Raw genomic sequence first — 23,134 nt, 5'->3', positions numbered from 1 at the left:
GGTCTTTCCTCCCACGCAACACGATTTAAAACGGGATCGAAAACGTGAGCATTCAAGCCAACAGTCAGGCGGCCCCGGCGGCCCGCACAGAGGAAGAGGACGTCGTCCTCGGCCAGTTGCTGCGCGTCATCATCGACGACATCGGCTGGCTCATCGCGATCGCGGCCGTGGTGGTCGGCTGCGCCGTGTTCTACTGCTACGTGGCCAAACCGGTCTACACCGCGGACACGCAAGTGCGCGTGGAGCAGGCCGATTACACGTCGCAGGCGCTCACGCAAACGCAGTCGGGCGCCAACATCACCAACGGCCAGCAGGGCTCGCTGCCGACGGACGCTGAAATCCAGATGATCCAGAGCCGCAGCGTGCTCGAGCCGGTGGTGCAGCAGTTCAAGCTGAACTACTCGGTCTCGCCGGTCACGCTGCCGGTGATCGGCAGTCTCGCCGCGCGTCTCGCGACGCCGGGCAACCCCGCGCGTCCGTGGTTCGGTCTGACGAGCTACGCATGGGGCGGCGAAGTGGCGACTGTCGATTCGATCGACGTCGCGCCCGAACTCGAAGGCAAGAAGCTCACGTTGACGGCGCTCGACGACAACCGCTTCGTGATTTCCGGTCCCGACGGCGGCCGTCTCGTCGAAGGCACGGTCGGCCAGCAGGTGCAGGGCGGCGGCGTGACGATGCTCGTGAGCGCGCTGAAGGCGCGTCCCGGCACGCGCTTCACGGTCGTGCGCATGAACGATCTGGACGCCGTCACGGCCTTCCAGAACGCCATCAAGGTGCAGGAGCAGGGTAAGCAGACGGGCGTGATCGACATCTCGCTCGAAGACAACGATCCGGAGCACGCCGCCGCCGTGGCGAACGCGGTTGCGCAGTCGTATCTGCGCGAGCACGTGGCCACCAAGCAGGCCGACGCGAGCAAGATGCTCGACTTCCTGCGCAGCGAGCAGCCGCGCCTGAAGTCCGATCTGGAAAACGCCGAAGCCGCGCTGACCGCGTATCAAAGCAAGTCGGGTTCGATCAACGCCAGCGACGAAGCGAAGATCTATCTCGATGGCAGCGTGCAGTACGAGCAGCAGATTTCCGCGCTGCAATTGCAGATCGCTTCGCTGCAACAGCGTTTCGGCGACCAGCATCCGGTGCTGATCGCGGCGCGCCAGCAGCTCGCGCAACTGCAGGGCGAGCGCGCCAAGTACGACACCAAGTTCCGCGATCTGCCCGCGACCGAAGTGAAGGCCGTGCAGCTCCAGCGCGACGCCAAGGTGGCGGAAGACATCTACGTGCTGCTGCTGAACCGCATTCAGGAACTCTCGGTGCAGCGCGTGGGCACGGGCGGCAACGTGCATATCGTCGATCCGGCGATGCGTCCGGGCAAGCCGTCGAAGCCCAAGAAGCTGCTGATCGTTTCGGCGGCCGCGATGCTCGGCCTGATCCTCGGCACCGGCTTCGTGCTGATGCGCCGGAACATGTTCAAGGGCATCGTCGATCCGGACGTGATCGAACGCACGTTCCAGCTTCCCGTCTACGGTCTCGTGCCGCTCTCGGCCGAACAGACGGCGCTCGAAAAGCGCGCGCCGGTGCGCGGCGGCACGCGTCTGCGCGAAGTGCTCGCGAGCGCCGCGCCGAAGGATCTCACGGTCGAAAGCCTGCGTTCGCTGCGCACCTCGCTGCAGTTCAGCGTGATGGACGCGCGCAATCGCGTGGTCGTGCTCACGGGTTCGGTGCCGGGCGTCGGCAAGAGCTTCATGACCGCCAACCTTGCTGTGCTGCTCGCGCATTCGGGCAAGCGCGTGCTGATGATCGACGGTGACATGCGCCGCGGCGCGCTTGAGCGCTATCTCGGCGGCCCGCAGGACAACGGTTTCTCCGAACTGCTCTCGGGTCAGATCTCGCTCGACGAAGCGATTCGCGCGACCGAAGTGGACAACCTGCACTTCATCTCGTGCGGCCGCCGTCCGCCGAATCCGTCCGAGCTGCTGATGTCGCCGCGTCTGGGCCAGTATCTCGACGGCCTCGCGAAGCGCTACGACATTCTGCTCGTCGATACGCCGCCGGTGCTGGCCGTGACCGATGCCGCGATCATCAGCGGTCACGCGGGGTCGACCTTCCTCGTGCTGCGTTCGGGCATGCATACCGAAGGCGAGATCGCCGATACGCTCAAGCGTCTGCGCACCGCGGGCGTGCATGTGACGGGCGGCGTCTTCAACGGCGTGCCGGCGCGCGCGCGCGGCAGCTACGGCTATGGCTACAGCGCCGTGCAGGAATATCTGAGCGCCTGATGAAAGGGGAACACGCGATGAAAGTGACCGTGCTCGTACCGACGTACAGGCGTCCTGAAGATCTCTCGCGCTGCCTCTCGGCGTTGTTGCGCCAGGAACGCGCGCCCGATCAGATCGTGGTGGTGGCGCGCGCCGACGATGCCGCGACGCACGCGTGCCTCGCCGAACATGTGACGCCGCGCGTGCTCAACGTCGACGTGGCGAGCGTCGAGGAACCGGGCCAGGTGGCCGCGCTCAATCGCGGTCTCGAAGCGGCCACGGGCGACGTGATCGCGATCACCGACGACGACGCCGCGCCGCACGCCGACTGGGTCGCGCGCATCGCCGCGCATTTCGAGGCCGATGCGAAGCTCGGCGCGCTCGGCGGCCGCGACTGGGTTCACGAAGAAGGCCGCGTGCTCGACGGCGAGCGCCCGCTGGTGGGCCGCGTGCAACGCTCGGGCCGCATCGTCGGCAATCATCATCTGGGCGTGGGCGAGGCGCGCGAAGTCGATCTGCTCAAGGGCGCGAACATGAGCTACCGGCGCGCGGCGATCGGCGGACTGCGTTTCGACCGCCGTCTGCGCGGCACGGGCGCGCAGACGCACAACGACATGGCGTTCAGCATGGGCGTGAAGCGCGCGGGCTGGAAGCTCGTCTACGACCCGCGCGTGGCTGTCGACCATTATCCGGCGCCGCGTCCGGGCGAGGATCCGCGCAATGCGCAGACGCTCGCGTCGATCCGCAATGCCGCGTTCAATTTCCATCTGATTTTGCGCAGCCATCTGCCGCCGCTGCATCGCGAGACGGCGTGGTGGTGGTGGACGCTGGTCGGCACGCGTGTCTATCCTGGGCTGCTGCATACGGGCCTGAGCGCGTTGCGCGCGGGCTCGCCCGGCGTCGCGTTCGCGCGCTGGCGCGCCGTGCGCGGCGGCGCGCGCGAGGCGCGTCGCGCGCCGGTCTGAACGACACGACACGCACCGAACGCTAAACGCGCAGACGGAACGCGCTACGCGGCGCGCGGCAGACATGCATCGGCATCGAAGCGCCGATTCGCCCGCGCGCCTGCAATCGAATTTACGGAGGACCTCGAATGAGCGGTACCCAAGTCCACGTGCACCTGTTTTACGGCGCCGATCCGCGCCGTTACCGAAAGGGCGAGAATATCGGTTGCCTGTACGGCTACCATCACGCGGAATCCGCGGAATTCGCTCTCAATTACGCCGAAGACGCGCGCGAAGGCACGCCGGTGCGTTTCGCGCGCCGCGCGCTGAAAGCGGCGCTCGGCTTCGATCTGATTCACGCGTGGCGCAATCGCCGCGCGATTCTCGACGCGGACGTGATCTGGACGCATACCGAGCAGGAGCATCTGGCCGTGGCCGCCGTGCTGCTGATGCATGCGAAGAAGGGCGGCGCGCGTCCGCTGCTGCTCGCGCAAAGCGTCTGGCTGCTCGACCGCTGGCCCGGTTACGGCGCGCTGCGTCGCGCCGCGTACCAGCGTCTGCTCAAGCGTGCCGATCTGCTGACCACGCTCGCGAGCGAGAACGCCGCGCTGTGCGGCGACTTCTTCGGCCGCGACGCGCGCCATGTGCTGTACGGCCTCAATACGCAGGACTTTCCGCTGCGTCCGCCGTCGCACTGGAAGCCGAATACGCCCGTGCGTATCGCGGGCATCGGCAACGATCGCGACCGCGACTGGACCACGCTCGCCGCCGCGCTCGGCAACGACGCGCGCTACCATGTGCGTATCGCCACGCGCCGCCGCATTCCCGCCGAAGTGCGCGCGCCGAACGTCGAAGTCGTGCGCGTCTCGGGCCTTCAGCAGCAGCACGCGCTCTATGAGTGGGCCGATATCATCGTCGTGCCGCTGCGTCCGAACACGCACGCCTCGGGCATCACGGTGATGCTCGAAGCCGCCGCGCTCGGCAAGCCAATGATCGTGACAAAAGTGGGCGCACTCGAAGATTATTTCGACGAGAAGGCCGCGTATTACGTCGAGCCCTTCAACACGCAGCAGTTGCGCGACGCCGTGAACGCGCTCGTGGACGATCCGGCCCGCACGCTGGCGCAGGCGCGCGAGGCCTGCGAGCAATTGCAGACGCGCGACCTGACGACCGAGAACTTCGCCCGTCAACATGCGCAACTCACGCGCGACATGCTGCGCGAGCGCGATCCGCGCGTTGCGCCGGCGAGCCGCGCGGATGGGGTGAGCAGTGCTCATGCGGCCGGCCAGATGCCGCGCGGGATGTAAGCATGCGTGTGCCTTCGTATCCGGCGCCGCGCTCGCCGCATCTGCCGCCGAACCGGCCGCCCAATGTTCCGCCGAACCTGCCTGGCGCGTCCGCGCGCGCACCGGCGGAACCGGCGCGCCGTTCGGGCCTGCGCCGCGCGATGGGCCGCGACACGCTGCCCGTCATCGCGCTGTGGACCTTCACCGCGCTGCTGATCCTCGCGCATCAGGGCTCGGTGCTCACGCTCGCGTTTCCGGTGCTCGCCATCGGCGTGGGTTTCTGGCTCTATTTCGTGAATCCGGTGCGCTATATCGGCTTCATGTGGTGGCTGTGGTTCCTGAGCCCCGAAGTGCGCCGTCTCGCCGACTACGGCAAAGGCGGCTTCACGCCCACGAGCCTGATTCAGGTCGCGCCGCTCGCCGTCACCATGATCAGCGGCATTTCGCTGATCCGCTATTACCCTATCCTCGCGCAACGACGCGGTTTGCCGCTGCTGCTGGCGCTGCTCGGCATCGCCTATGGGTTCGCGGTGGGCGTGGTTGCGAGCGGCCCCGCAGCGGCTGTCTACGACCTCGCGAACTGGGTCTATCCGCTGCTGATCGGCTTTCACATCATGGTGCTCACGCGCCAGTATCCCGAAGCGCGCGACACCATCATCAACACCTTCATCTACGGCATGTTCGTGATGGGCGCGTACGGTCTCGTGCAGTTCTTCATCATGCCGCCGTGGGACGCGATGTGGATGATCGGCTCGGACATGAATTCGCAGGGCGACCCCGTGCCGCTCGGCGTGCGCGTGTTCAGCACGATGAATTCGTCGGGTCCGTTCGCATTCGCGATGATGGGCGCGATGGTGCTCGTGATGGCCGCGAAGCATCGCGTGCGCTGGGTCGCGGCGGCCTTCGGCTTCTTTTCGTTCGCGCTGTCGCTGGTGCGATCGACGTGGGGCGGCTGGGCGATCGCGATGGTGATCCAGCTGATGAAGTCGAGCAACAAGGTGCGCATCCGCATCATCGTGAGCGCATTCGTGCTCGCGGGCGTGTGCGTGCCGTTGCTCACCTTCGGCCCGGTCGCGGACCGCATGCAGCAGCGCCTGAACACGCTCGTCAATCTCAGCGACGATCAGAGCTACGAAGCGCGCAACCAGTTCTACGCCGACTTCGCGAAGAAGGCCTTTACCGACGTGTCGGGCGAAGGCTTCGGCTCGACCGGCGCATCGACGAAGCTGTCGAGCAGCAACGGCCAGCTCGGCCAGTACGGCAGCTTCGACAGCGGCGTGATGAACATTCCGTTCGTGCTCGGCTGGCCCGGCACGCTGCTCTACATGTCGGGCGTGATCTGGCTGATGGCGCGCGCGCTGCGCATCGCGCTGCGGCTCTCCGAAGACCGCTACGTGTGCGCGTGCATGAGCCTGATGATCTCGATCTTCGCGATGCTGGTGTTCACCAACTCGCTGGTCGGCACGGGCGGTCTGCTGCTGTTTTCCAGCGTGTTTTCCATTCTCAGCGCGGGGCACTGGACCCGGATGAACCGGCTGGCCTCGCGCGCCACTCCCGTTGTTACCCCTGTTACGGAGATCTCCGATTGAGAGTCGCAATCGTCACGCACGTAGTGCGCCATAACGACGGCCAGGGGCGCGTCAACCATGAAATCGCGCGCGCGGCGCTCGACGAGGGCTTCGAGGTCACGCTGGTGGCCCGGCACGTCGCGCCCGAACTGCTCGAACATCCGCGGGTGAAGTGGGTGCCCGTGCAGCCCTCGCGCCTGTGGCCGACCAACTTGCTGCGCCAGCAGGTGTTCGCGCTGAAAAGCGCGTGGTGGCTGCGCCGCCATCGCCGCGACTACGACGTGCTGCACGTCAACGGCTTCATCACGTGGGCGCATGCCGACGTGAACACCGCGCACTTCGTGCACGGCGGCTGGGCGCGCAGCAAGTACTACCCGTTCGGCCTCACGCGCGGCGCGTGGTCGGCGTATCAGTTCGTCTATACGCGCGTGAACGCAGTGCTCGAACGCTGGGCGTACCGCCGCTCGCGCGTGATCGCCGCCGTTTCGCGCAAGGTCGCCGATGAAATCCGCGCGTGCGGCGGTGATCCCGTCGAGCGACTCGACGTGATCTACAACGGCGTCGATACGCGCGGCTTCTCGGGCGCGAGCGCGGACCGCTCGCACTTCAAGCTGCCCGTGGACAAATTCCTGCTGCTGTTTGTCGGCGATCTGCGCACGCCGCGCAAGAACCTCGGCACCGTGCTCGAAGCGCTCAAGCAATTGCCCGAGCACGTGCATCTCGCGGTCGCCGGTTATCTGCCGGGCAGTCCGTATCCGGAGATGGCGCGCCAGCTTGGCATCGAGTCGCGCGTGCATTTTCTCGGCCTCGTGCGCGAAATGCCGATGCTGATGCGCAGCGTCGACGCCTACGTGTTCCCGTCGCGCTACGAAGCCATGTCGCTCTCGCTGCTCGAAGCGATGGCGGCGGGGCTGCCGGTGGTGACGGCGCGCACGGCGGGCGGCGCGGAAATCATCACGCCCGAATGCGGCATCGTGCTCGAAGATCCCGACGACGCGGCCGCGCTCGCCAACGCGATCCAGCAACTCGACGACGACACGCCGCGCCGCCTCGCGATGGGCGAAGCCGCGGCGGAACTGGCGTGCAGCTTCGGCTGGGCGCGCATGGCGGCACAGTACATCGCGCTCTACCGGCAACTGGCCGGCGACGCCAACGAAGCCGCGCGCGGCGGCGAACGAGCCTTCGCGGCGGCGGCGACGCTGCCGGGCGGCCAGACGCTGCAGCGCGCGGATACTCCCTGAAATAACGACTCAACGCCAATTCAACGGCACAGACGGCCATAACAAGGACATGCGATGACGAAACATTCCATCCATTCGCTACAGATCGGCATGCACTGGTTTCCGGAGCGTGCGGGCGGCCTCGACCGCATGTATTACTCGCTCGTGGGCGCGCTGCCCGGCGCGGGCGTGAAGGTGCGCGGCGTGGTGGCCGGCTCGCCCAAGGTGGCCGAAGACAGCGGCGGCGCGATCCAGGGCTTCGGCTCGGCCGCGCGCGCCTTGCCGTTCCGTCTGATGGACGCGCGCCGCGCGCTGCGCCGCGAAGTGCGCCGCGAACGCCCGGACGTGATCTCCTCGCACTTCGCGCTCTACACGTTCCCCGGCCTCGACGTCACGCGCGGCATTCCGCAGGTCTCGCATTTTCAGGGACCGTGGGCCGACGAGAGCTTCGTCGAAGGCGCGGCATCGCTGAGCCAGCGCATCAAGCATTCGCTGGAGCAGTCGGTATATGAGCGCTCGTCGCGTCTGATCGTGCTGTCGAAAGCGTTCGGCGACATCCTCACGAAGCGTTACGCGATCTCGCCCGAACGCGTGCGTATCGTGCCGGGCTGCGTGGATACCGCGCATTTCGATCCGGCCTGCTCGCAAGGCGAAGCGCGTTTGCGCCTGCAACTGCCGCAGAATCGCCCGATCGTGCTGGCCGTGCGCCGCCTCGTGCGCCGCATGGGTCTCGAAGATCTGATCGACGCGATCAAGCAGGTGAAGCAGCGTCATCCCGACGTGTTGCTGTTGATCGCAGGCCGTGGCCGTCTGGAATCCGAACTCCAGCAGCGTATCGACGCAGCGGGTCTCACCGACAACGTGAAGCTGCTCGGCTTCGTGCCCGACGCGCATCTGCCGTCGCTCTATCGCGCCGCGACGCTGAGCGTGGTGCCGACGGTCGCGCTCGAAGGCTTCGGCCTCATCACGGTGGAATCGCTGTCCGCAGGCACGCCTGTGCTGGTGACGCCGGTCGGCGGTCTGCCCGAAGCGGTGGCAGGACTTTCGCAGGATCTCGTGCTGCCTTCGACGGGCGCGGGCGCGATTGCCGAAGGGATCGACGGCGCGCTGTCCGGCCGCATCAAGATGCCCGACGAGCACGCATGCAAGGCCTACGCGCGCGAGCATTTCGACAATGCGGTGATCGCAAAGCGCGTGGCGGATGTCTACGCCGAGGCGATCGCGGCGGCGCATTGAGCGTCACGCGTATCGAAGCCGGAAAATCGAAGCCGGAAAATGAAACTGCCGCTCGAAAGAGCGGCAGTTTTTTGCAGCGGAAGAAACAAGCGTCGCCTCATCGCGTATCGAGACACACCTGGCGTGCTTCTTCGTACATCCAGCGCAGCGTGTCTTCGAGCGGCTTGCGCGCGCTGTCGCCGACAATGCCGCGCAGCTTCGCATTCGAGCCGATCAACTGACGCACTTCGTTGGCGCGCACGAAACGCGGATCGACTTTCACGTCGATGCTGTAGCCCGCGATACGCGAGAGCGCGTCGAGCAATGCGCCGAGCGTGTGGCCCGTGCCCGAGCACACATTGACGGTCGCGCCGCGCGGCGCCGCTTCGATCAGTTTCGCGTAGGCGTTCACCACGTCGCGCACATCGGAGAAGTCGCGCGCGACGTGCAGATTGCCGAGCGAAATCGTTTTCTCGCCGCGTGCGTAGTGATCGACGATCTTCGGAATCAGGAAGTCCGCCGACTGACCCACGCCCGTGTAGTTGAACGGCCGCGCGACGATGATCGGCAATTGCGCGTCCCAGCGTTTCGCGACGTACTCCATCGCGAGCTTGCTCACGGCGTAGTCGTTCGCGGGCTGGGGCGCGACGGTTTCGTCGATCACGCCGTTGGTGGCGTTGCCGTAGATGTTCGCGCTGCTCGCGAGCAGCACCGCGCGCGGCACGTGGCGCTGATGCGCGAGCGCGTCGAGCAGGTTGCGCGTGCCCACGACGTTGACCACGTAGGTGCGCGCGACATCGCTGTCGGCCACGTGCGCCACGGCGGCGAGATGCACGACCACGTCCGGCTGCACCGTTTCGACCGCGTGCGCGAGCGCGCCGCGGTCGAGCAGATCGGCGGCGAGCGGCGTGACGATGTCGGCGAGTTGCGTGTCGGCGAGCGTTTCGCCGGGGCGCACCGTGCCCCAGACGCGATAGCCGCTCGACGCGAGCCGCGCCGCCATGTAGCGGCCGGTGAAGCCGCCCACGCCGGTGATCAGCGCGCGCGGGGCGCGCGTGTCGTCAGAACGTGTCATGTCGTTCGTTGCGGGTGAGGTCGGCCGTGACCATCATCTGGCAGAGCTGCTCCAGCGACGTTTGCGGCTCCCAGCCGAGCTTGGTGCGCGCCTTGTCCGAGTTGCCGATCAGCAGATCGACTTCGGCGGGACGATAGAAACGCGGACTCACGCGCACGAGCGTGCGGCCGTTCGAAATGTCGATGCCGGTTTCGCGTTCGCCGCGGCTCGACCATTCGAGCTGAAAGCCGGCCGCCGCGAAGGCCATCGTCACGAAGTCGCGCACGGTTTCGGTGCGGCCCGTCGCGAGCACATAGGTGTCCGGTTCTTCGGCCTGCAGCATGCGCCACATGCCTTCGACGTATTCGGAGGCGTAACCCCAGTCGCGCTTGGCGTCGAGATTGCCGAGTTCGAGCACGCTCTGTTTGCCGAGCTTGATCTTCGCGACGGCGTCCGTGATCTTGCGCGTCACGAATTCGCGGCCGCGCAGCGGCGATTCGTGATTGAAGAGAATGCCGCTGGTCGCGAAGATGTCATAGGACTCGCGGTAATTCACGGTCGACCAGTGCGCGAACAGCTTGGCGATGCCATACGGGCTGCGCGGATAGAAGGGCGTGTCTTCGCGTTGCGGCACGGCCTGGACCTTGCCGAACATTTCGGACGTCGACGCCTGGTAGTAGCGCGTGCGCGGATTCACCACGCGAATCGCTTCGAGCAGATTGAGCGCGCCGATGCCGGTGACTTCGGCGGTCGTGACCGGCTGATCGAACGACACGCCCACGAAGCTCTGCGCCGCGAGATTGTAGATCTCGCCCGCCTGCGAGCGTTCGAGCAGACGCATGGTCGAGCCCGCATCGGTGAGATCGTGCTCGACGAGTTCGAGCGAAGGATGATCGGTGACGCCGAGTTCGTTCATGCGCCAGAAATTGACCGAACTGGTGCGCCGGTAAGTGCCGACCACCTGATAGCCCTTGTCGAGCAGCAGTTTGGTCAGATACGCGCCGTCCTGGCCGGATACGCCGGTGATGATCGCTTTGCGTCGTTCGTTCATGTGTGTACCTTTGAAGTAGCGAACGTGGAAACGGAAACTGCCTTTCAGGACTGCGAGCTGGACGCGCTCACGCCGCGCACCGTGGCGCTCGCGCCAACCGGCGTCGAGCGGCGCGACGGTCCGCGCGTGAGGCGTTTTTCGAACAGGAACCAGCTGGCGCTTGCGTAGGCGAGCGTGATGGCGAGCGCGATGGCCGCGCTCACCGGGCGGCTGTAGTGGTGCTCCCACACCGCATAGAGAATCGTGAGGTGAATCAGGTAAATCGTGTAGCTGATGGTGCCCACATAGACGAGCACCGGATTGCAGAGCAGACGCTTGACGATGCCCTTCGATTGCAGCGCGACCACGACCGCCGAGGTGCAGAGCACGAGCGACACGCTATAGAGGAGCGCATTCGACAGCGGCGTGTTCATGCCGCGAAAACGCGGGTAATGCAGATGCAGCCACGCGAGCACCGCGAGCGCCGCGAAGAAGAAAATCGCCGCGGGCACCTTGAACGGATCGAGCGCATTGCGGTCGCGGCGCACCATCACGGCGAGCAGCGAACCGGCGGCGAGCAGGTCCATGCGGAACGGCGTGAGGTAGTAGATCGGCCAGTAGCTGTCGAACCACGGCGTTGCGATGGCGCGCAGCACGGGCACGATCAGCACGAGCGCGACGGCCACCACGGCGAGCAGGCGGCGCGGCAGCAACAGCACCACGAAGGGCCAGAAGATGTAGAACTGCTCTTCGACGGCGAGCGACCAGAGAATGTTGAGACTGTCGTGGCCGCTCTGGCCGAGCGCATCGCCGATATTGGTCGCGAAGAACGCATACCACGGCCAGTAGCGCGCCCAGCCGAGGCCGAACAGCAGCGACGAAACGATCATCAGCAGGATGTACGGCGGCAGGATGCGGCGCACGCGTCGCGCGTAGAAGTAGCTGAAGTACGACTGCCCGCGCGCCTTGCGTTCGAGCAGGATGCCCGTGATCAGAAAGCCGCTCAGCACGAAGAACAGATCCACGCCCATCCATAGCGGCGCCTTGAGCGCGTGCTGTGCGAAAACGGCGAGCACGGCGATGGCGCGCAGGCCGTCGAGCTGGACGATGCGGTGGGCGTGTTGCGGCGGGCTGGCGAGGCTGTTAACGGTCATCGGTTATCCGGTGGGTTCATACGTGCACAGTCCGGATCATTCTAGAAAGAATTAAATGGTCAAAAAGCCGAAATATATCGGTGGCCTGATTTTTAAAATGAAAGCCGATTTAGATCGGTAAATATGAATGGGCGCACACGGAAGTCGTGATTGCGAAATCGGGAAAATCTTGCTGATCGCCCATGTGGCAGGGCTTTGCGCGCGGCGCGGGTATTTATTTCGCAAACACCGCGCGGGTACGGGTTTCGATTGAATTTTTTTGAATTATTTTCGCTTTTTGTGGGGTGATTTTTCACCGTGAATGTACGGCATGATCCAGCGGAATCGCCGTATTCTGACCGGAGGAATTGCCTTGCCGTTTCCGATTCCCGACCGCCGCATGCGCAGGGCGCTGGCGCTGGCCGCTTTGAGCGCGTTCGTCTGTACCTCGTCGGTGCAGACGCTTGCCGCGCCCCCACTGAACGTCACGACGTCGTGGATCGGCAATACCTTTGGTTATGGCCAGGGGACGTGGACGCAGATCAATATCACCGCGATCGCGGTCACGCCCGACGGCAAGGTCTTCACGAACGCGCCGTGGGATGAAAGCGGCGGCGAGATCAGCGCCTACCAGGACGGCAAATCGCTCGGCTTCGCGGGCGGCACGCATGGTTGGGGCGGGCAGGGCGGCAACGCCGTGGCGCTCAACCACCGCTATCTGTACGCGGCCGTGGGCGTGGGCAACGAGAAGGGGCATCTGGTGGGCGGCGGCGTGTGGCCCGACAAGGGCCGCCAGTGGTTTGGCATCACGCGTCGTCCGCTCGACGAACCCAAACGCGCCGCCGCGTTCCAGGCCTCGCCGCAGCCGCTCAATCCGCATGCGCAGCTCGCCAGCGCCTTCCTGAAGATCGCTGATGTGCCCACAGGTCAGCACGCCGATGTAGGCGGCCTCGCGGCCACTGACACGCTGCTTTACGTGAGCAACACGTCGATGAACCGCATCGAGGTCTACGACGCGAACTCGATGCAGCGTAAATCGCAATTCGACGTGCACGAGCCGGGCCGCATTGCACTCGCCGCCGACGGGTCGCTGTGGGTGCTGACCGGCACCGTGAACGACCGCGCGCCGCGCGTCGCGCATTATTCGCCGGACGGCAAACTGATCGGCGACACGCTCGAACTGCCCGCCGATACCCAGGCCGTCGATCTCGCCGTGGACCCCTCGCAACGCATTCTGGTCGCCGACAACGGCCCGCGCCAGCAGATCCTGATCTACGCGCGCAACGGCAAGAGCTACGCCGCAAGCGGCACGCTCGGCGAGCGCGGCGGCATTTTCTCGGGCGTTGCCGGACGCCCCGGCCCGGGTCGCTTCAACGGACTCACGGGCGTGGGCACGGATGCGAAGGGCAACATCTACGTCTCGACCAACGGTATCGGCCCGAAGCACGACACGATCGGCGCGGGTCTCGGCGCGACGCTCGAAAGCTACGCGCCCGACGGCAAGCGCCAGTGGATCGTGGAAGGGCTGCTGTTCGTCGATGGTGCCTGGATGGACCCGGCGCGGCCTAACAGCGTCTACACCGGCAACAAGCGTTTCGAACTCGATCTGTCGAAGCCGCCGGGGCAGGATTCGAAATATGTAGGGTTCCTGTCTAATCGATTCAAGTATCCCGACGACCCGGTATTTCACACGGATCAGTGGCCCGGCCTGCCGACGGCGCGCCAGCTCAACGGCCACACGTTCCTGTATCTCACCGACATGTACGCGGATCACCTGAAGATCTATCGCTTCGATCCGCAACGCGACGGCGAGACCGCGATTCCTTCGGGCTTTATCGCGGGCCGCGAGCGTCCCGTGCTGCACGTGCCGAACGCGCCGCCCGGCGGCGACTGGATCTGGCGCGACGTCAACGGCAACGGCGCATTCGATACCGACGAATACACGCGCAATCCGGGCCGCGAAAAACTCGGCGGCGGCTGGGGCTGGTGGATCGACACGCGCGGCGACATCTGGCGCGCGCGCGACGAGAAGGGCATCTGGCGCTTCCGTTTCGGCGGCCTCGATGCAAAGGGCAATCCTATCTACTCGTACGACAAGCTCGATAAGTACGCGATTCCCGCGCCGTTCACCGAAGTGCATCGCGCGATCTACGAACCCGAAACAGACACGCTCTACGTGACCGGCTATACCGCCGACGCGCCGCACGATCCGGGCTTCTGGAAAGAAGCGGGCCGCGTGCTGGTGCGCTACGACAAATGGTCGAGCGGTCATCCCGAACAGCGCTACGTGTTGCGCCTGCCGTGGGACCCGAAGGCGAAGCCGCCGGTTACGCCCGCGGGCCTCACTGTGGAAGGGCAATACCTCTTCGTGGTCGAGCCCGCGGGCAACGTCCACGTGTTCGACAAGACGAGCGCGAAGGAGATCGGCACCTTCGGCCCCGGCGCGGAAGTGGGCAATGCGTCGGGCTGGGTCGACGTGCCCTTCGGCATCACGGCGCATCGTCAGCCCAATGGCGAATACCTGATCTTCGTGGAAGAGGATGCACGCGGCAAGGTGCTCATGTACCGCTGGAAACCGGCTTGATGCGCGCGTCCGCCGCCTCGCCACGCTACTGGACAATCTATGGATAAAGGCATTCTGCGCAACGTTGCGATCAACCTGTTCGGGCTCATACTGCCGACCTTCGTGTCGCTCGTCACGGTGCCCTCGTACATCAAGATGCTGGGCGTCGAACGCTACGGCGTGATTGCGCTGGTGTGGACGCTGATCGGCTATTTCAGCGTGCTCGATCTGGGCATGAGCATGGCCGCGCAGAACCAGATCTCGAAGGCGTATGCGTCGAAAGACGCCGACGCCTGCGAGCGCGTGTTCTGGAGCGCCTTCTGGCTCAACTTCATTACGGGCGCGATTGGCGGCCTGCTGATCTATTCGGGCGGCGCGTTCTACACCGCGTACTTCACGCACGTGACGCCCGAGCTGCGCCACGAGGTCTATCTCGCGCTGCCGTGGCTCGCGGTGGCGATTCCGATTGCGAACGTTTCGTGGGTGTTCGCGGGCGCGATCAACGGCGCGGAACGCTTCGGCATCTACAACACGAACCAGACGCTCGGGACCTTTCTGTTCCAGCTCTTGCCGCTGGGCGCGGCCTGGGTCATCGCGCCGAATCTGCAGACCGTGCTCGCCGCCGCCGTGATGGCGCGTCTCTTCGCGGGCCTGCTGCTCGGCCGCTCCGCGTTGCGTGTGCTCGGCATTCGCCGCGTGCTCGGTCCGCGTCTGGACACCTCGAAGGCGCTGTTCAATTTCGGCGGCTGGATGCTGGTCGCGAGCATCACGACGATGGTCGCTGACTCGCTCGACCGCATGATGCTCGGCGCGGGGCTCGGCGCGCGTTTCGTCACGTATTACACGGTGCCGCAGAACCTCGTCACGCGTCTGAACATGGTGCCGAACGCACTGGTGCGCACGCTGTTTCCGCGTCTTTCCGCCTTGCGCCGCGAACACGCCGACGAGATCGCCGCGCAGTCGCTGCAATTTCTCAACGCGATTTTCACGCCCGTTGCGATTGGCGCGATCGTCGTGCTCGAACCCTTCCTGCGCGTGTGGGTGGGGCCGGTCATCGCCGGACATGGCGCGCCCGTGGGCCGTTTCCTGATCGTCGCCGTGTGGCTGATCGGGCAGGCGGGCGTCACGCGCATCCTGATCCAGTCGCAGAACAACCCGGCGGTGGCCGCGCGCGTCGGTCTGATCGAATTGCCGCTGTTTGCGGGGCTGCTGTGGCTCGGCATCGACCGTTTCGGTCTGCCCGGCGCGGCGGCGGCCGTGCTGTTCCGCTCGCTGTTCGATTACGTCGTGCTGCTGTGGCTGTCACGCATTCATAGCCGCGCGATCGTCGTCGATATGTGTGCACACCTGAGTTTTCTCGCCGCCGCGCTCGGAATCGCGTGGTGGGTGCCGGACGCGCTCGTCGCGACCGGCGCGGGCGTGGTGCTGGCGCTGGCCAACTGCGCGTGGTCGGTGATCACGACGCCGTTGCTGCGCGGCTACGTCCGTTCCCTCTTGTTTCGTCTCAACTCCCGGAAAAGCGCATGAGTCATGAACTGATCGACGAAGCGGCGTCGTCCGAACGCGCCGCCGCGCCTGTCCAACGGCGCGACGCTTCTTCTTCCTCGCGCGGCGAATCGCGCACGGTCACCGAGTTGCGGCCCGCGCACGAAGGACGTGCCGCGCGCCGCCGCCCGCGCGTGGCCATCGTGCACGACTGGCTCGTCACCTATGCGGGCGCCGAGCGCGTGCTCGAACAGATCATCGACTGTTTCCCCGACGCGGATCTGTTTTCCGTGGTCGATTTCGTCGAGGACAAGGATCGCGGCTTCCTGCGCGGCAAGCGCGCGACGACGTCGTTTGTGCAGCGTCTGCCGAAAGCGCGCACGAAGTATCGCGCCTATCTGCCGTTCATGCCGCTCGCGATCGAGCAGCTCGACGTCTCCGATTACGACGTGGTGATTTCGAGCTCGCACGCGGTCGCCAAGGGCGTGCTGACCGGGCCGGACCAGTTTCACATCAGCTACGTGCATTCGCCGATTCGTTATGCGTGGGATTTGCAGCATCAGTATCTGCAGGAATCGAAGCTCACGCGCGGACCGAAGTCGATGCTTGCACGGCTGATTCTTCACTACATCCGCAATTGGGATGTGCGCACGGCGAATTCCGTCGACCAGTTCGTGGCCAATTCGGAATTCATCGCGCGGCGCATTCACAAGGTGTATCAGCGTGAAGCGGAGGTGGTGTATCCGCCCGTCGATGTCGATGCGTTCGAGCTGGAAACGAAGAAGGAAGATTTTTATCTGACCGCTTCGCGACTCGTGCCGTACAAGAAGATCGATCTGATCGTCGAGGCGTTTGCGCGGATGCCGGACAAGAAACTCGTCGTGATCGGCGATGGTCCGGATATGCAGAAGGTCCGCGCGAAAGCGGGACCGAATGTGGAAGTGATGGGGTACCAGCCGTTCGCGGTGCTGCACGATCGCATGCGCCGCGCGAAGGCGTTCGTGTTCGCGGCGGAAGAAGACTTCGGCATTTCGGTGGTGGAAGCGCAGGCGTGCGGCACGCCGGTCATTGCGTATGGCAAGGGCGGCGCGCTCGAAACCGTGCGCGATACCGGCTCGCATCCGACTGGCTTGTTCTTCGACGAGCAGCGTGCGGAAGCGATCATCGCGGCGGTGGCGTCGTTCGAGCGCGATCCCGGACGATTCCGCGCCGAGGCGTGCCGTGCGAACGCGGAGCAGTTTTCGGCGCAGCATTTCCGCGAACAGTTTTTCGCGCGCGTGGCGCGGGCCGTGCCCGCGATCGCCGAAGCGGGACTGGCGCGCGCGCCCGTTGCGCCGCCGCCCGATACGCGGGGCGATGCGGCCTCAAGCAACGCACCGCGCGTGTTGGCGATCGATCAGAGCGGCGTGCTGGGCGGCGCCGAATTGTCCTTGCTCGAAGTGGTGAAGGGCTTGCGTTCGCGCATCGAAGTGCTGCTGTTCAACGACGGGCCGTTCCGCGAAGCGCTCGACGCCGCGGGCGCGCGCGTCGACGTGCTCGATTCGGGCGCGTTGCAAAACGTGCGGCGCGACGGCGGCGCTGCGCCGAAGCTGGGCGTGCTGGCCGGCATCGCTTCGCTGGTGCGCGAAACGCGCCGCCGCGCGCGCGAAGCTGACGTGCTCTATGCCAACACGCAGCGCGCGATGGTGATCGGCGTGCTGGCGGGCAAACTTGCGCGCAAGCCGGTCGTCTGGCATCTGCGCGATATCGTCAGCGATGAGCATTTCGGGCGCGTGCAGCGTACGGTCATCAAGGGCTGCGCGAAGCTCGGCCTCGCGCACGTGATCGCGAATTCGCATGCGTCGGCGCAGGTGTTCGCCGATCTCACGCGCTTCGACGCGCGTCGTATCGACGTCGTGCATAACGGTGTCGACGAATCGCCGTTCCGCGCGCTCGCGCGGGTGCCGCAAGCGCAGTTGCGCGCGCAGATCGGCTTGCCGCAGGACGCGTTTCTGGTCGGTGCGTTCAGCCGTCTCGCGCGCTGGAAAGGCCAGCATGTGCTGCTCGAAGCGTTGTTGCTCGAACCGCGCGCGCATGCCGTGTTCGTCGGCGCGCCGCTGTTTGGCGAAGATGCCTACGCGCAGGAACTGCATGACTTCGTGAAGGCGAACGGTCTGGAATCGCGCGTGCATTTCCTCGGTTTCCGCCACGATATCGCGGCCTGCATGCGCGCGATGGATGTGATCGCGCATACGTCGATCACGGCCGAGCCGTTCGGACGCGTGGTGGTTGAAGGCATGTTCGCGCAGCGGCCCGTGGTGGCGTCGCGCGACGGCGGTGTGACCGAGATCGTCACGCACGGCAAGAGCGGGCTGCTCTGCACGCCGGGCGACGCGCGCGAACTCGCAACGACGCTGGGCGCGCTCTACGACGACGAAAATCTGCGCGAGCGGCTCGCGCAGGACGGCCTGGCAGTGGCGCGCGAGCGCTTCGGCAAGGAACAGTATGTGGAGGCCGTCGAGCGCGTACTGGACGGCGTGGCGGCCCGCGCGCGTTAAGCAGACGCAGCGGACATAGCCGGCGCATCGACCGGAAGACGGCACGCAGATTCAGGGAGGACGCTTCGGCCTGCACAGGTGGGAGGAGCAAAAGAAAGGGGCCGCCTATGCGGCCCCTTGCTTCATGGCGAGATGTGAAGCGCTTGAATCACACCGCGCGCTTGCGCAGCCGCGCCGCCACATTGAGCGCGGGGCGTTCGAAGAGTCGATAAAACACCCACGCGACCGGCAGCACCGCGAGCGTGAAGCCGAACGACGGCCAGATCGACGTTTGCAGTTCCGAGCGGAACAGCAGCGAGCCGAGCAGCACGAACAGCGGCAGGTGTATCAGATACAGCGAATAGCTGAATTCGCCGAGCTTCGAGAACAGCGGTAGCAGCACGCCGCCGCTCGCCAGCGGGCGCGCGAGCGCCTTGACGAGATAGCAGGCGAACGCGCAGGCCCAGAGCTGAAACGCGCCGTACTGGCCGAAGTGGAACGCGGCGCAGCCCGCGACCGCGAACACGGCGGCAGCGGGCCAGGCGAAGCGAAAACCCTCGGAGCCGCGCAAACGCGCTTCGGCGATCCACGCGCCGAGCATCCACGAGAACCAGTAGGACGTGAAGAACACGATGTCGTGCGGCGCGAGCGTGAGCGCCGACATCACGTTGATGGCGGCGACCGCGGCGAGCACCGCATTGAAGCCGAAGCGGCGGCGCGCGGCGAACAGCAACGGGTAGAGCAGATAGAACTGCACTTCGAGCGAGAGCGTCCAGAGCGCGCCATTCGAGCCGTAGGTCTTGCCCGCCACGCCTTGCAGCGAGAACAGATTGACGAGAAAGGCCTGCGGGCCGATGTCAAGAATCTTGTGGCTCACGGGCGTCATCGTCAGGCTGATCGAATCGGCGACGAAGGTGAGCGCGAGCGCCGCGAGCAGCACCGGATAGATCCGCACGAAACGGCGCAGCCAGAATTGCTTCGCATCGAGCTGGAAGCCGGGATTCGCGAGCAGGCGCGCGGCGCCGCTGCGGTGAATGCAATAGCCGCTGATGACGAAGAAGATCGGCACGCCCGCCGATCCCCACGCCACCGGCAGCGTGAGCCACGCGGCGATCGTGCCGGGGCTCGCGAGGCTCGCGTGGGTCTGGTGGAATGCGCCCATGCCGATCCAGGTGACCTGGCGGCAGTGGAAATAGGCCACGAGCAGGGCGGCGAAGCCGCGCAGCGCGTCGATCAGATGATCGCCGGCGACGACGGCGGCTGCGGGCCGCGCGGCGGCGGGCATGGCGGATGCTGGCGGCAGAACGGTTTCGAGTGCGGGATCGCTCATCGTATGCACAGGGAGTCCAGGGTACTTCGCGATCTTAGGCGGCCCGCGCGACGAAATTATGCAAAAGTTTTTCGAAAAGTATTCCTGGCGTATTCCTGGAAATTGGGAGAAATGAGGGAAAGCGGACGGTGAATTAATGCCGGTTGCGTCGAAATCAGGAAATAAAACCTTGTAACCTTAAAGCGATTTATTTGCGCAATTTGAAATGCTAGCGTGAAGGGGATCGCCTATGGTCGCTGGAGATTTCGATGAACCTGCATTTACTGGCCGGCATTGCCGTGCTGTTGATACTCGTCGCGGTGTCGGCGTATCGGGAGGCGCTGCGCAATGAGCCTATCCGGCGCTCGCGCACGCAATCGGCACGATTGCCGCCCGCCGACGAAGCGGAGTAAACTGCGCGGGCATCGTTGTGCCATTCGTGCCATTTCGTGTCATTGCGCCACGCTTCGCGCAGTCGCTCTGGCACAGCGCCACTCGCCGATAAGCCGATCCGGAAATTCATGCCGGTTATTCGCATCGCATGGTAATAATTTCCGCGAAACCGCGGTAAATCGGCGATAAGCCGACGATAAGTCGGCAGCATTGAGTCCGCGTCAGATTTAATTCGGATTTTTGTCTTTTTATTTTTCCGCAAAAAAGACGGGCCGATATCTTTCAATATAAAAAAGTTGCTGTGACAGAACACTCGGGGATGCCGGCTTGCCTTGCTGCGAGACCGTTACTCAAACGATCGAACTGGGAATGGACATCATGCTGAAAGTTACCAAAGCGGTATTTCCTGTTGCGGGCCTCGGTACGCGCTTCTTGCCTGCCACCAAGGCCAGCCCGAAGGAAATGCTGCCGATCGTCGACAAGCCGCTCATTCAATATGCGGTGGAAGAGGCGATCGCTGCGGGAATCACCGAGATGATTTTCGTGACCGGGCGCAGCAAGCGCGCAATCGAGGATCACTTCGACAAATCGTACGAGATCGAGGCTGAACTCGAAGCCCGCAACAAACAAAAGCTGCTCGATCTTGTTCGCAGCATCAAACCCAGTAACGTGGACTGCTTTTACGTGCGTCAGGCCGAAGCGCTCGGTCTCGGCCACGCGGTGCTGTGCGCCGAAAAGCTCGTGGGTGGCAGCCCGTTTGCGGTGATTCTCGCCGACGACCTGCTGTACAGCCCCACGCCGGTGATGAAGCAGCTCGTCAACACCTTCAACCACTATCACAGCTCGGTGGTCGGCGTGGAAGCCATTCCGCGCGAGCACACCGCGCAATATGGCGTGGTCGACGGCCGCGAGTGGGAAGAGGACGTGTTCAAGCTCTCGGGCATCGTCGAAAAGCCGGCGCCGGAAGTCGCGCCGTCGAATCTCGGCGTGGTGGGCCGCTACGTGCTGATGCCGACGATCTTCGATCATCTGCGTGCGCTCAAGCCGGGCGCGGGCGGCGAACTGCAACTCACCGACGGTCTGCAATCGCTGCTGACCGAGGAGCAGGTGCTCGCGTACCGCTATATGGGCACGCGTTTCGATTGCGGCAGCAAGCTCGGTTATCTGAAGGCCACGGTGGAATTCGCGCTGCGTCACCCTGAGGTGAAGGACGAATTCGAGGCCTATTTGCAGAACCATCTGCCGCAAGCGCTGGCTGCGGCGGCGTAATCCGGCAATCGGTTCAGAAAACGCATGGCGCGTGAGGCGTGCCATGCGTTTTCACGCTGGATTCGCCCATTCAGGCGCGCGCCTGCCAGAACGCGCGCTGCACACGCATCACGTCGTCCTCCACATCGGCTACGGGGCCGATCAGTTCGACGGGCTTCTGGCAGTGATCGAACACATAGCGCGACGCGACGCTCATCGTCGGATTCTCGGCGTGATTGCCGGTCGCCTCCAGCAAACGCGCTTCGGTCATGCCGAACACCACGCGGCCGATATTGGCCCAGTAGGCCGTGCCCGCGCACATGCAGCACGGTTCGACCGAGGTGTAGAGCGTGCACGCCCATAAATACTCGCCGCTGAAATTCATCGCGGCAATGCGCGCGAGCACGGATTCCGCGTGATTCACGGTGTCGACGTTGCCTTGCTCGATCAGCACGGTTTCGTGATCGGGGCCGACGAGGATCGCGCCGAACGGATGGTGGCCGAACGACGCGGCCCGTTCGCCCACGGCCGCCGAACGCCGCAGATGGCGCACGATCTGTTCGTGCGTCGGCGCGGTGCGTGGCGGCGCAGTGGACGATTGATGGATCGGGTTCATCGCTGCGTGTCTCCGTCTTGATTGCAGAAAAGGCCTGATTTTCAGGCCTTTTCTGCATTTTATAAATTGCGCGCTTACTTCGGCACCGTGCCGTCCACGCCTTCCACGAACCAGTTCAGGCGCAGCAGATCGGTGTCCGACAGCGCCTTGCCCGCGGCCACGCGAATCGCGCCCGACTGGTCCTTGATCGGACCGGCGAACGGATCGAATTTACCCGCGACGATCGCATCGCGCTTCTCGGCCAGCGCCTTTTGCGCGGTCGGCGAAACGGCCTGCGTGTTGATATCGGCGAGATCGATGGCCTTTTCCTTGAGGCCCCACCAGACCGGCGCGTTGGTCCACGTACCCGACATCACCTGCTGGATCAGATGCGAGTAATAGACGCCCCAGTAGCTCACGCACGCGCCGAGCTGGGCGTTCGGGCCGAACTTCTTCATGTCCGAATCCCAGCCGAATGCGTGCACTTTCTTCTGCTCGGCGGTTTGCATCGTTGCCGTGGAGTCGGTGTTCTGGATCAGCACGTCGGCGCCCTGGCCGATCAGCGTTTCGGCGGCCTGCTTTTCCTTGCCCGGATCGAACCAGCTATTGATCCAGATAACCTTGGTGCGAACCTTCGGGTTCACCGAACGCGCGCCCATCGTGAATGCGTCGATATTGCGCACGACTTCGGGCACCGGCACCGAGCCGACGAAACCGAGCGTGTTGGACTTCGTCGTGTAGCCCGCCACCACGCCCGCGAGGTACGCGCTCTGATACGTGCGCACGTCATAGGTCGCGAAGTTCGGCGCTTTCTTGTAGCCCGTCGCGTGCATGAACACGGTGTCGGGATAGTCCTTCGCCACTTTGAGCTCGAAGTCCTGGAAGCCGAAACTCGAGCCGACGATGATCTTGTTGCCTTTCGCGGCGAGGTCGCGGAACACGCGCTCGGAGTCGGCCGATTCGGGCACGTCTTCGACGCGCGTCACCTTGATCTTGTCGCCGTACTGCGCTTCGACGGCTTTCACGCCCTGTTCGTGCGCGTAGGTCCAGCCTGCATCGCCGGGGTTGCCGAGGTAGACGAAGGCCACGCCCATCGGCGCGGTGGCGGCGTGTCCGATGCCGCTCGTGAGGGCGGCGAACAGGGCGGCAAGGAGCGGTGCGCAAACGCGGCGCGCGCGGGGCAGGCGGACTTTCATGAATTCTCCGGTGAAGGGCAAGTCGTGTTTGCACCATGTTCGCGAGCCAAATATAAGGGAAATATTTGTGTCCCTTATTGCGGGTATAACGGAATGGATATGAAAGGCCGGGGGCGGCAAAGTGGAG

The 23,134-nt window shown here is 64.8% G+C and carries 17 protein-coding genes; 11 read left to right on the top strand and 6 right to left on the bottom strand.

Annotated elements, in window-relative coordinates; translation table 11 throughout:
- Window positions 1–44: 44 nt before the first annotated feature.
- The 6 genes from BMY06_RS07610 (at window position 45) to BMY06_RS07585 (ending at window position 8,506) form a co-directional block, all read left to right on the top strand.
- Window positions 45–2,273, top strand: a complete 2,229-nt coding sequence (locus BMY06_RS07610) for a polysaccharide biosynthesis tyrosine autokinase (protein WP_065065378.1) — start codon at window positions 45–47, stop codon at window positions 2,271–2,273.
- Window positions 2,274–2,290: 17 nt separating this feature from the next.
- The gene (locus BMY06_RS07605; RefSeq protein WP_065065476.1) at window positions 2,291–3,217 is read left to right on the top strand and encodes a glycosyltransferase family 2 protein; all 927 of its coding nucleotides are present in this window, start codon (window positions 2,291–2,293) and stop codon (window positions 3,215–3,217) included.
- Between the two features lie 128 nt (window positions 3,218–3,345).
- Entirely contained in the window at window positions 3,346–4,503 is a 1,158-nt protein-coding gene (locus BMY06_RS07600; RefSeq protein ID WP_074982423.1) for a glycosyltransferase, read from the top strand.
- Window positions 4,504–4,643: 140 nt separating this feature from the next.
- Window positions 4,644–6,071, top strand: coding sequence for a glucose-6-phosphate isomerase (locus tag BMY06_RS07595; protein WP_124260580.1), 1,428 nt, complete (start codon window positions 4,644–4,646; stop codon window positions 6,069–6,071).
- Window positions 6,068–7,291 (top strand): glycosyltransferase family 4 protein, encoded by a 1,224-nt coding sequence (locus BMY06_RS07590; protein WP_074982422.1) that lies wholly within the window; start codon window positions 6,068–6,070, stop codon window positions 7,289–7,291. The genes BMY06_RS07595 and BMY06_RS07590 overlap by 4 nt, the downstream gene beginning before the upstream one ends.
- Before the next feature lie 54 nt (window positions 7,292–7,345).
- Window positions 7,346–8,506: a glycosyltransferase family 4 protein gene (locus BMY06_RS07585; protein ID WP_065065375.1), complete on the top strand. Its 1,161-nt coding sequence runs from the start codon at window positions 7,346–7,348 to the stop codon at window positions 8,504–8,506.
- A 97-nt stretch (window positions 8,507–8,603) separates the two neighbouring features.
- On the opposite strand, the gene BMY06_RS07580 is transcribed toward BMY06_RS07585, so the two are convergent.
- Genes BMY06_RS07580 through BMY06_RS07570 form a run of 3 tightly spaced genes read right to left on the bottom strand, consistent with a single transcriptional unit; the run spans window position 8,604 to window position 11,723 of the window.
- Window positions 8,604–9,560 carry a GDP-mannose 4,6-dehydratase gene (locus BMY06_RS07580; RefSeq protein ID WP_074982420.1) on the bottom strand — a complete coding sequence of 319 codons (957 nt, stop codon included), beginning with the start codon at window positions 9,558–9,560 and terminating at the stop codon, window positions 8,604–8,606.
- Window positions 9,547–10,590, bottom strand: a complete 1,044-nt coding sequence (gene gmd / locus BMY06_RS07575; RefSeq protein ID WP_074982419.1) for a GDP-mannose 4,6-dehydratase — start codon at window positions 10,588–10,590, stop codon at window positions 9,547–9,549. Before gmd ends, BMY06_RS07580 begins: the two co-directional genes overlap by 14 nt.
- A gap of 44 nt (window positions 10,591–10,634) precedes the next feature.
- Window positions 10,635–11,723 (bottom strand): acyltransferase family protein, encoded by a 1,089-nt coding sequence (locus tag BMY06_RS07570; RefSeq protein ID WP_074982417.1) that lies wholly within the window; start codon window positions 11,721–11,723, stop codon window positions 10,635–10,637.
- Window positions 11,724–12,102: 379 nt separating this feature from the next.
- On the opposite strand from BMY06_RS07570, the gene BMY06_RS07565 reads away from it, so the two are divergent.
- Genes BMY06_RS07565 through BMY06_RS07555 form a run of 3 tightly spaced genes read left to right on the top strand, consistent with a single transcriptional unit; the run spans window position 12,103 to window position 18,287 of the window.
- Window positions 12,103–14,286 carry an NHL repeat-containing protein gene (locus BMY06_RS07565; RefSeq protein ID WP_074982688.1) on the top strand — a complete coding sequence of 728 codons (2,184 nt, stop codon included), beginning with the start codon at window positions 12,103–12,105 and terminating at the stop codon, window positions 14,284–14,286.
- A 39-nt stretch (window positions 14,287–14,325) separates the two neighbouring features.
- The gene (locus BMY06_RS07560) at window positions 14,326–15,792 is read left to right on the top strand and encodes a flippase (RefSeq protein WP_074982416.1); all 1,467 of its coding nucleotides are present in this window, start codon (window positions 14,326–14,328) and stop codon (window positions 15,790–15,792) included.
- Window positions 15,789–18,287, top strand: coding sequence for a glycosyltransferase family 4 protein (locus tag BMY06_RS07555; protein WP_074982414.1), 2,499 nt, complete (start codon window positions 15,789–15,791; stop codon window positions 18,285–18,287). The genes BMY06_RS07560 and BMY06_RS07555 overlap by 4 nt, the downstream gene beginning before the upstream one ends.
- 148 nt (window positions 18,288–18,435) lie before the next feature.
- Here the strand turns inward: BMY06_RS07555 and BMY06_RS07550 are convergent, their stop codons facing one another.
- Window positions 18,436–19,596, bottom strand: coding sequence for an acyltransferase family protein (locus BMY06_RS07550; protein ID WP_074982412.1), 1,161 nt, complete (start codon window positions 19,594–19,596; stop codon window positions 18,436–18,438).
- A gap of 248 nt (window positions 19,597–19,844) precedes the next feature.
- On the opposite strand from BMY06_RS07550, the gene BMY06_RS39530 reads away from it, so the two are divergent.
- Entirely contained in the window at window positions 19,845–19,988 is a 144-nt protein-coding gene (locus BMY06_RS39530) for a hypothetical protein (protein WP_167371401.1), read from the top strand.
- 358 nt (window positions 19,989–20,346) lie between these two features.
- Complete coding sequence (gene galU, locus BMY06_RS07545; RefSeq protein ID WP_065065473.1) at window positions 20,347–21,237, top strand: UTP--glucose-1-phosphate uridylyltransferase GalU; 891 nt, start codon at window positions 20,347–20,349, stop codon at window positions 21,235–21,237.
- A gap of 70 nt (window positions 21,238–21,307) precedes the next feature.
- Here galU and BMY06_RS07540 read toward each other — a convergent pair whose 3' ends face one another.
- Complete coding sequence (locus tag BMY06_RS07540; RefSeq protein ID WP_074982410.1) at window positions 21,308–21,832, bottom strand: nucleoside deaminase; 525 nt, start codon at window positions 21,830–21,832, stop codon at window positions 21,308–21,310.
- Between the two features lie 74 nt (window positions 21,833–21,906).
- On the bottom strand, window positions 21,907–23,007 hold the full coding sequence (locus tag BMY06_RS07535) for a BMP family ABC transporter substrate-binding protein (RefSeq protein ID WP_080180213.1): 1,101 nt from the start codon (window positions 23,005–23,007) through the stop codon (window positions 21,907–21,909).
- Window positions 23,008–23,134: the final 127 nt, after the last annotated feature.

The organism is Paraburkholderia tropica (assembly GCF_900109265.1).
GTDB classification, from domain to species: Bacteria; Pseudomonadota; Gammaproteobacteria; order Burkholderiales; family Burkholderiaceae; genus Paraburkholderia; species Paraburkholderia tropica.
This window is presented reverse-complemented; position numbering and strand designations above follow the sequence as displayed.

Bases quoted from the DNA above. Each gene is read 5' to 3' on its own strand.
- BMY06_RS07605 (WP_065065476.1), top strand. From the start codon at position 2,291: ATGAAAGTGACCGTGCTCGTACCGACGTACAGGCGTCCTGAAGATCTC.
- BMY06_RS07600 (WP_074982423.1), top strand. From the start codon at position 3,346: ATGAGCGGTACCCAAGTCCACGTGCACCTGTTTTACGGCGCCGATCCG.
- BMY06_RS07595 (WP_124260580.1), top strand. From the start codon at position 4,644: ATGGGCCGCGACACGCTGCCCGTCATCGCGCTGTGGACCTTCACCGCG.
- BMY06_RS07585 (WP_065065375.1), top strand. From the start codon at position 7,346: ATGACGAAACATTCCATCCATTCGCTACAGATCGGCATGCACTGGTTT.
- BMY06_RS07580 (WP_074982420.1), bottom strand. From the start codon at position 9,560: ATGACACGTTCTGACGACACGCGCGCCCCGCGCGCGCTGATCACCGGC.
- gmd (WP_074982419.1), bottom strand. From the start codon at position 10,590: ATGAACGAACGACGCAAAGCGATCATCACCGGCGTATCCGGCCAGGAC.
- BMY06_RS07570 (WP_074982417.1), bottom strand. From the start codon at position 11,723: ATGACCGTTAACAGCCTCGCCAGCCCGCCGCAACACGCCCACCGCATC.
- BMY06_RS07565 (WP_074982688.1), top strand. From the start codon at position 12,103: ATGCGCAGGGCGCTGGCGCTGGCCGCTTTGAGCGCGTTCGTCTGTACC.
- BMY06_RS07560 (WP_074982416.1), top strand. From the start codon at position 14,326: ATGGATAAAGGCATTCTGCGCAACGTTGCGATCAACCTGTTCGGGCTC.
- BMY06_RS07555 (WP_074982414.1), top strand. From the start codon at position 15,789: ATGAGTCATGAACTGATCGACGAAGCGGCGTCGTCCGAACGCGCCGCC.
- BMY06_RS07550 (WP_074982412.1), bottom strand. From the start codon at position 19,596: ATGAGCGATCCCGCACTCGAAACCGTTCTGCCGCCAGCATCCGCCATG.
- BMY06_RS39530 (WP_167371401.1), top strand. From the start codon at position 19,845: ATGAACCTGCATTTACTGGCCGGCATTGCCGTGCTGTTGATACTCGTC.
- galU (WP_065065473.1), top strand. From the start codon at position 20,347: ATGCTGAAAGTTACCAAAGCGGTATTTCCTGTTGCGGGCCTCGGTACG.
- BMY06_RS07540 (WP_074982410.1), bottom strand. From the start codon at position 21,832: ATGAACCCGATCCATCAATCGTCCACTGCGCCGCCACGCACCGCGCCG.
- BMY06_RS07535 (WP_080180213.1), bottom strand. From the start codon at position 23,007: ATGAAAGTCCGCCTGCCCCGCGCGCGCCGCGTTTGCGCACCGCTCCTT.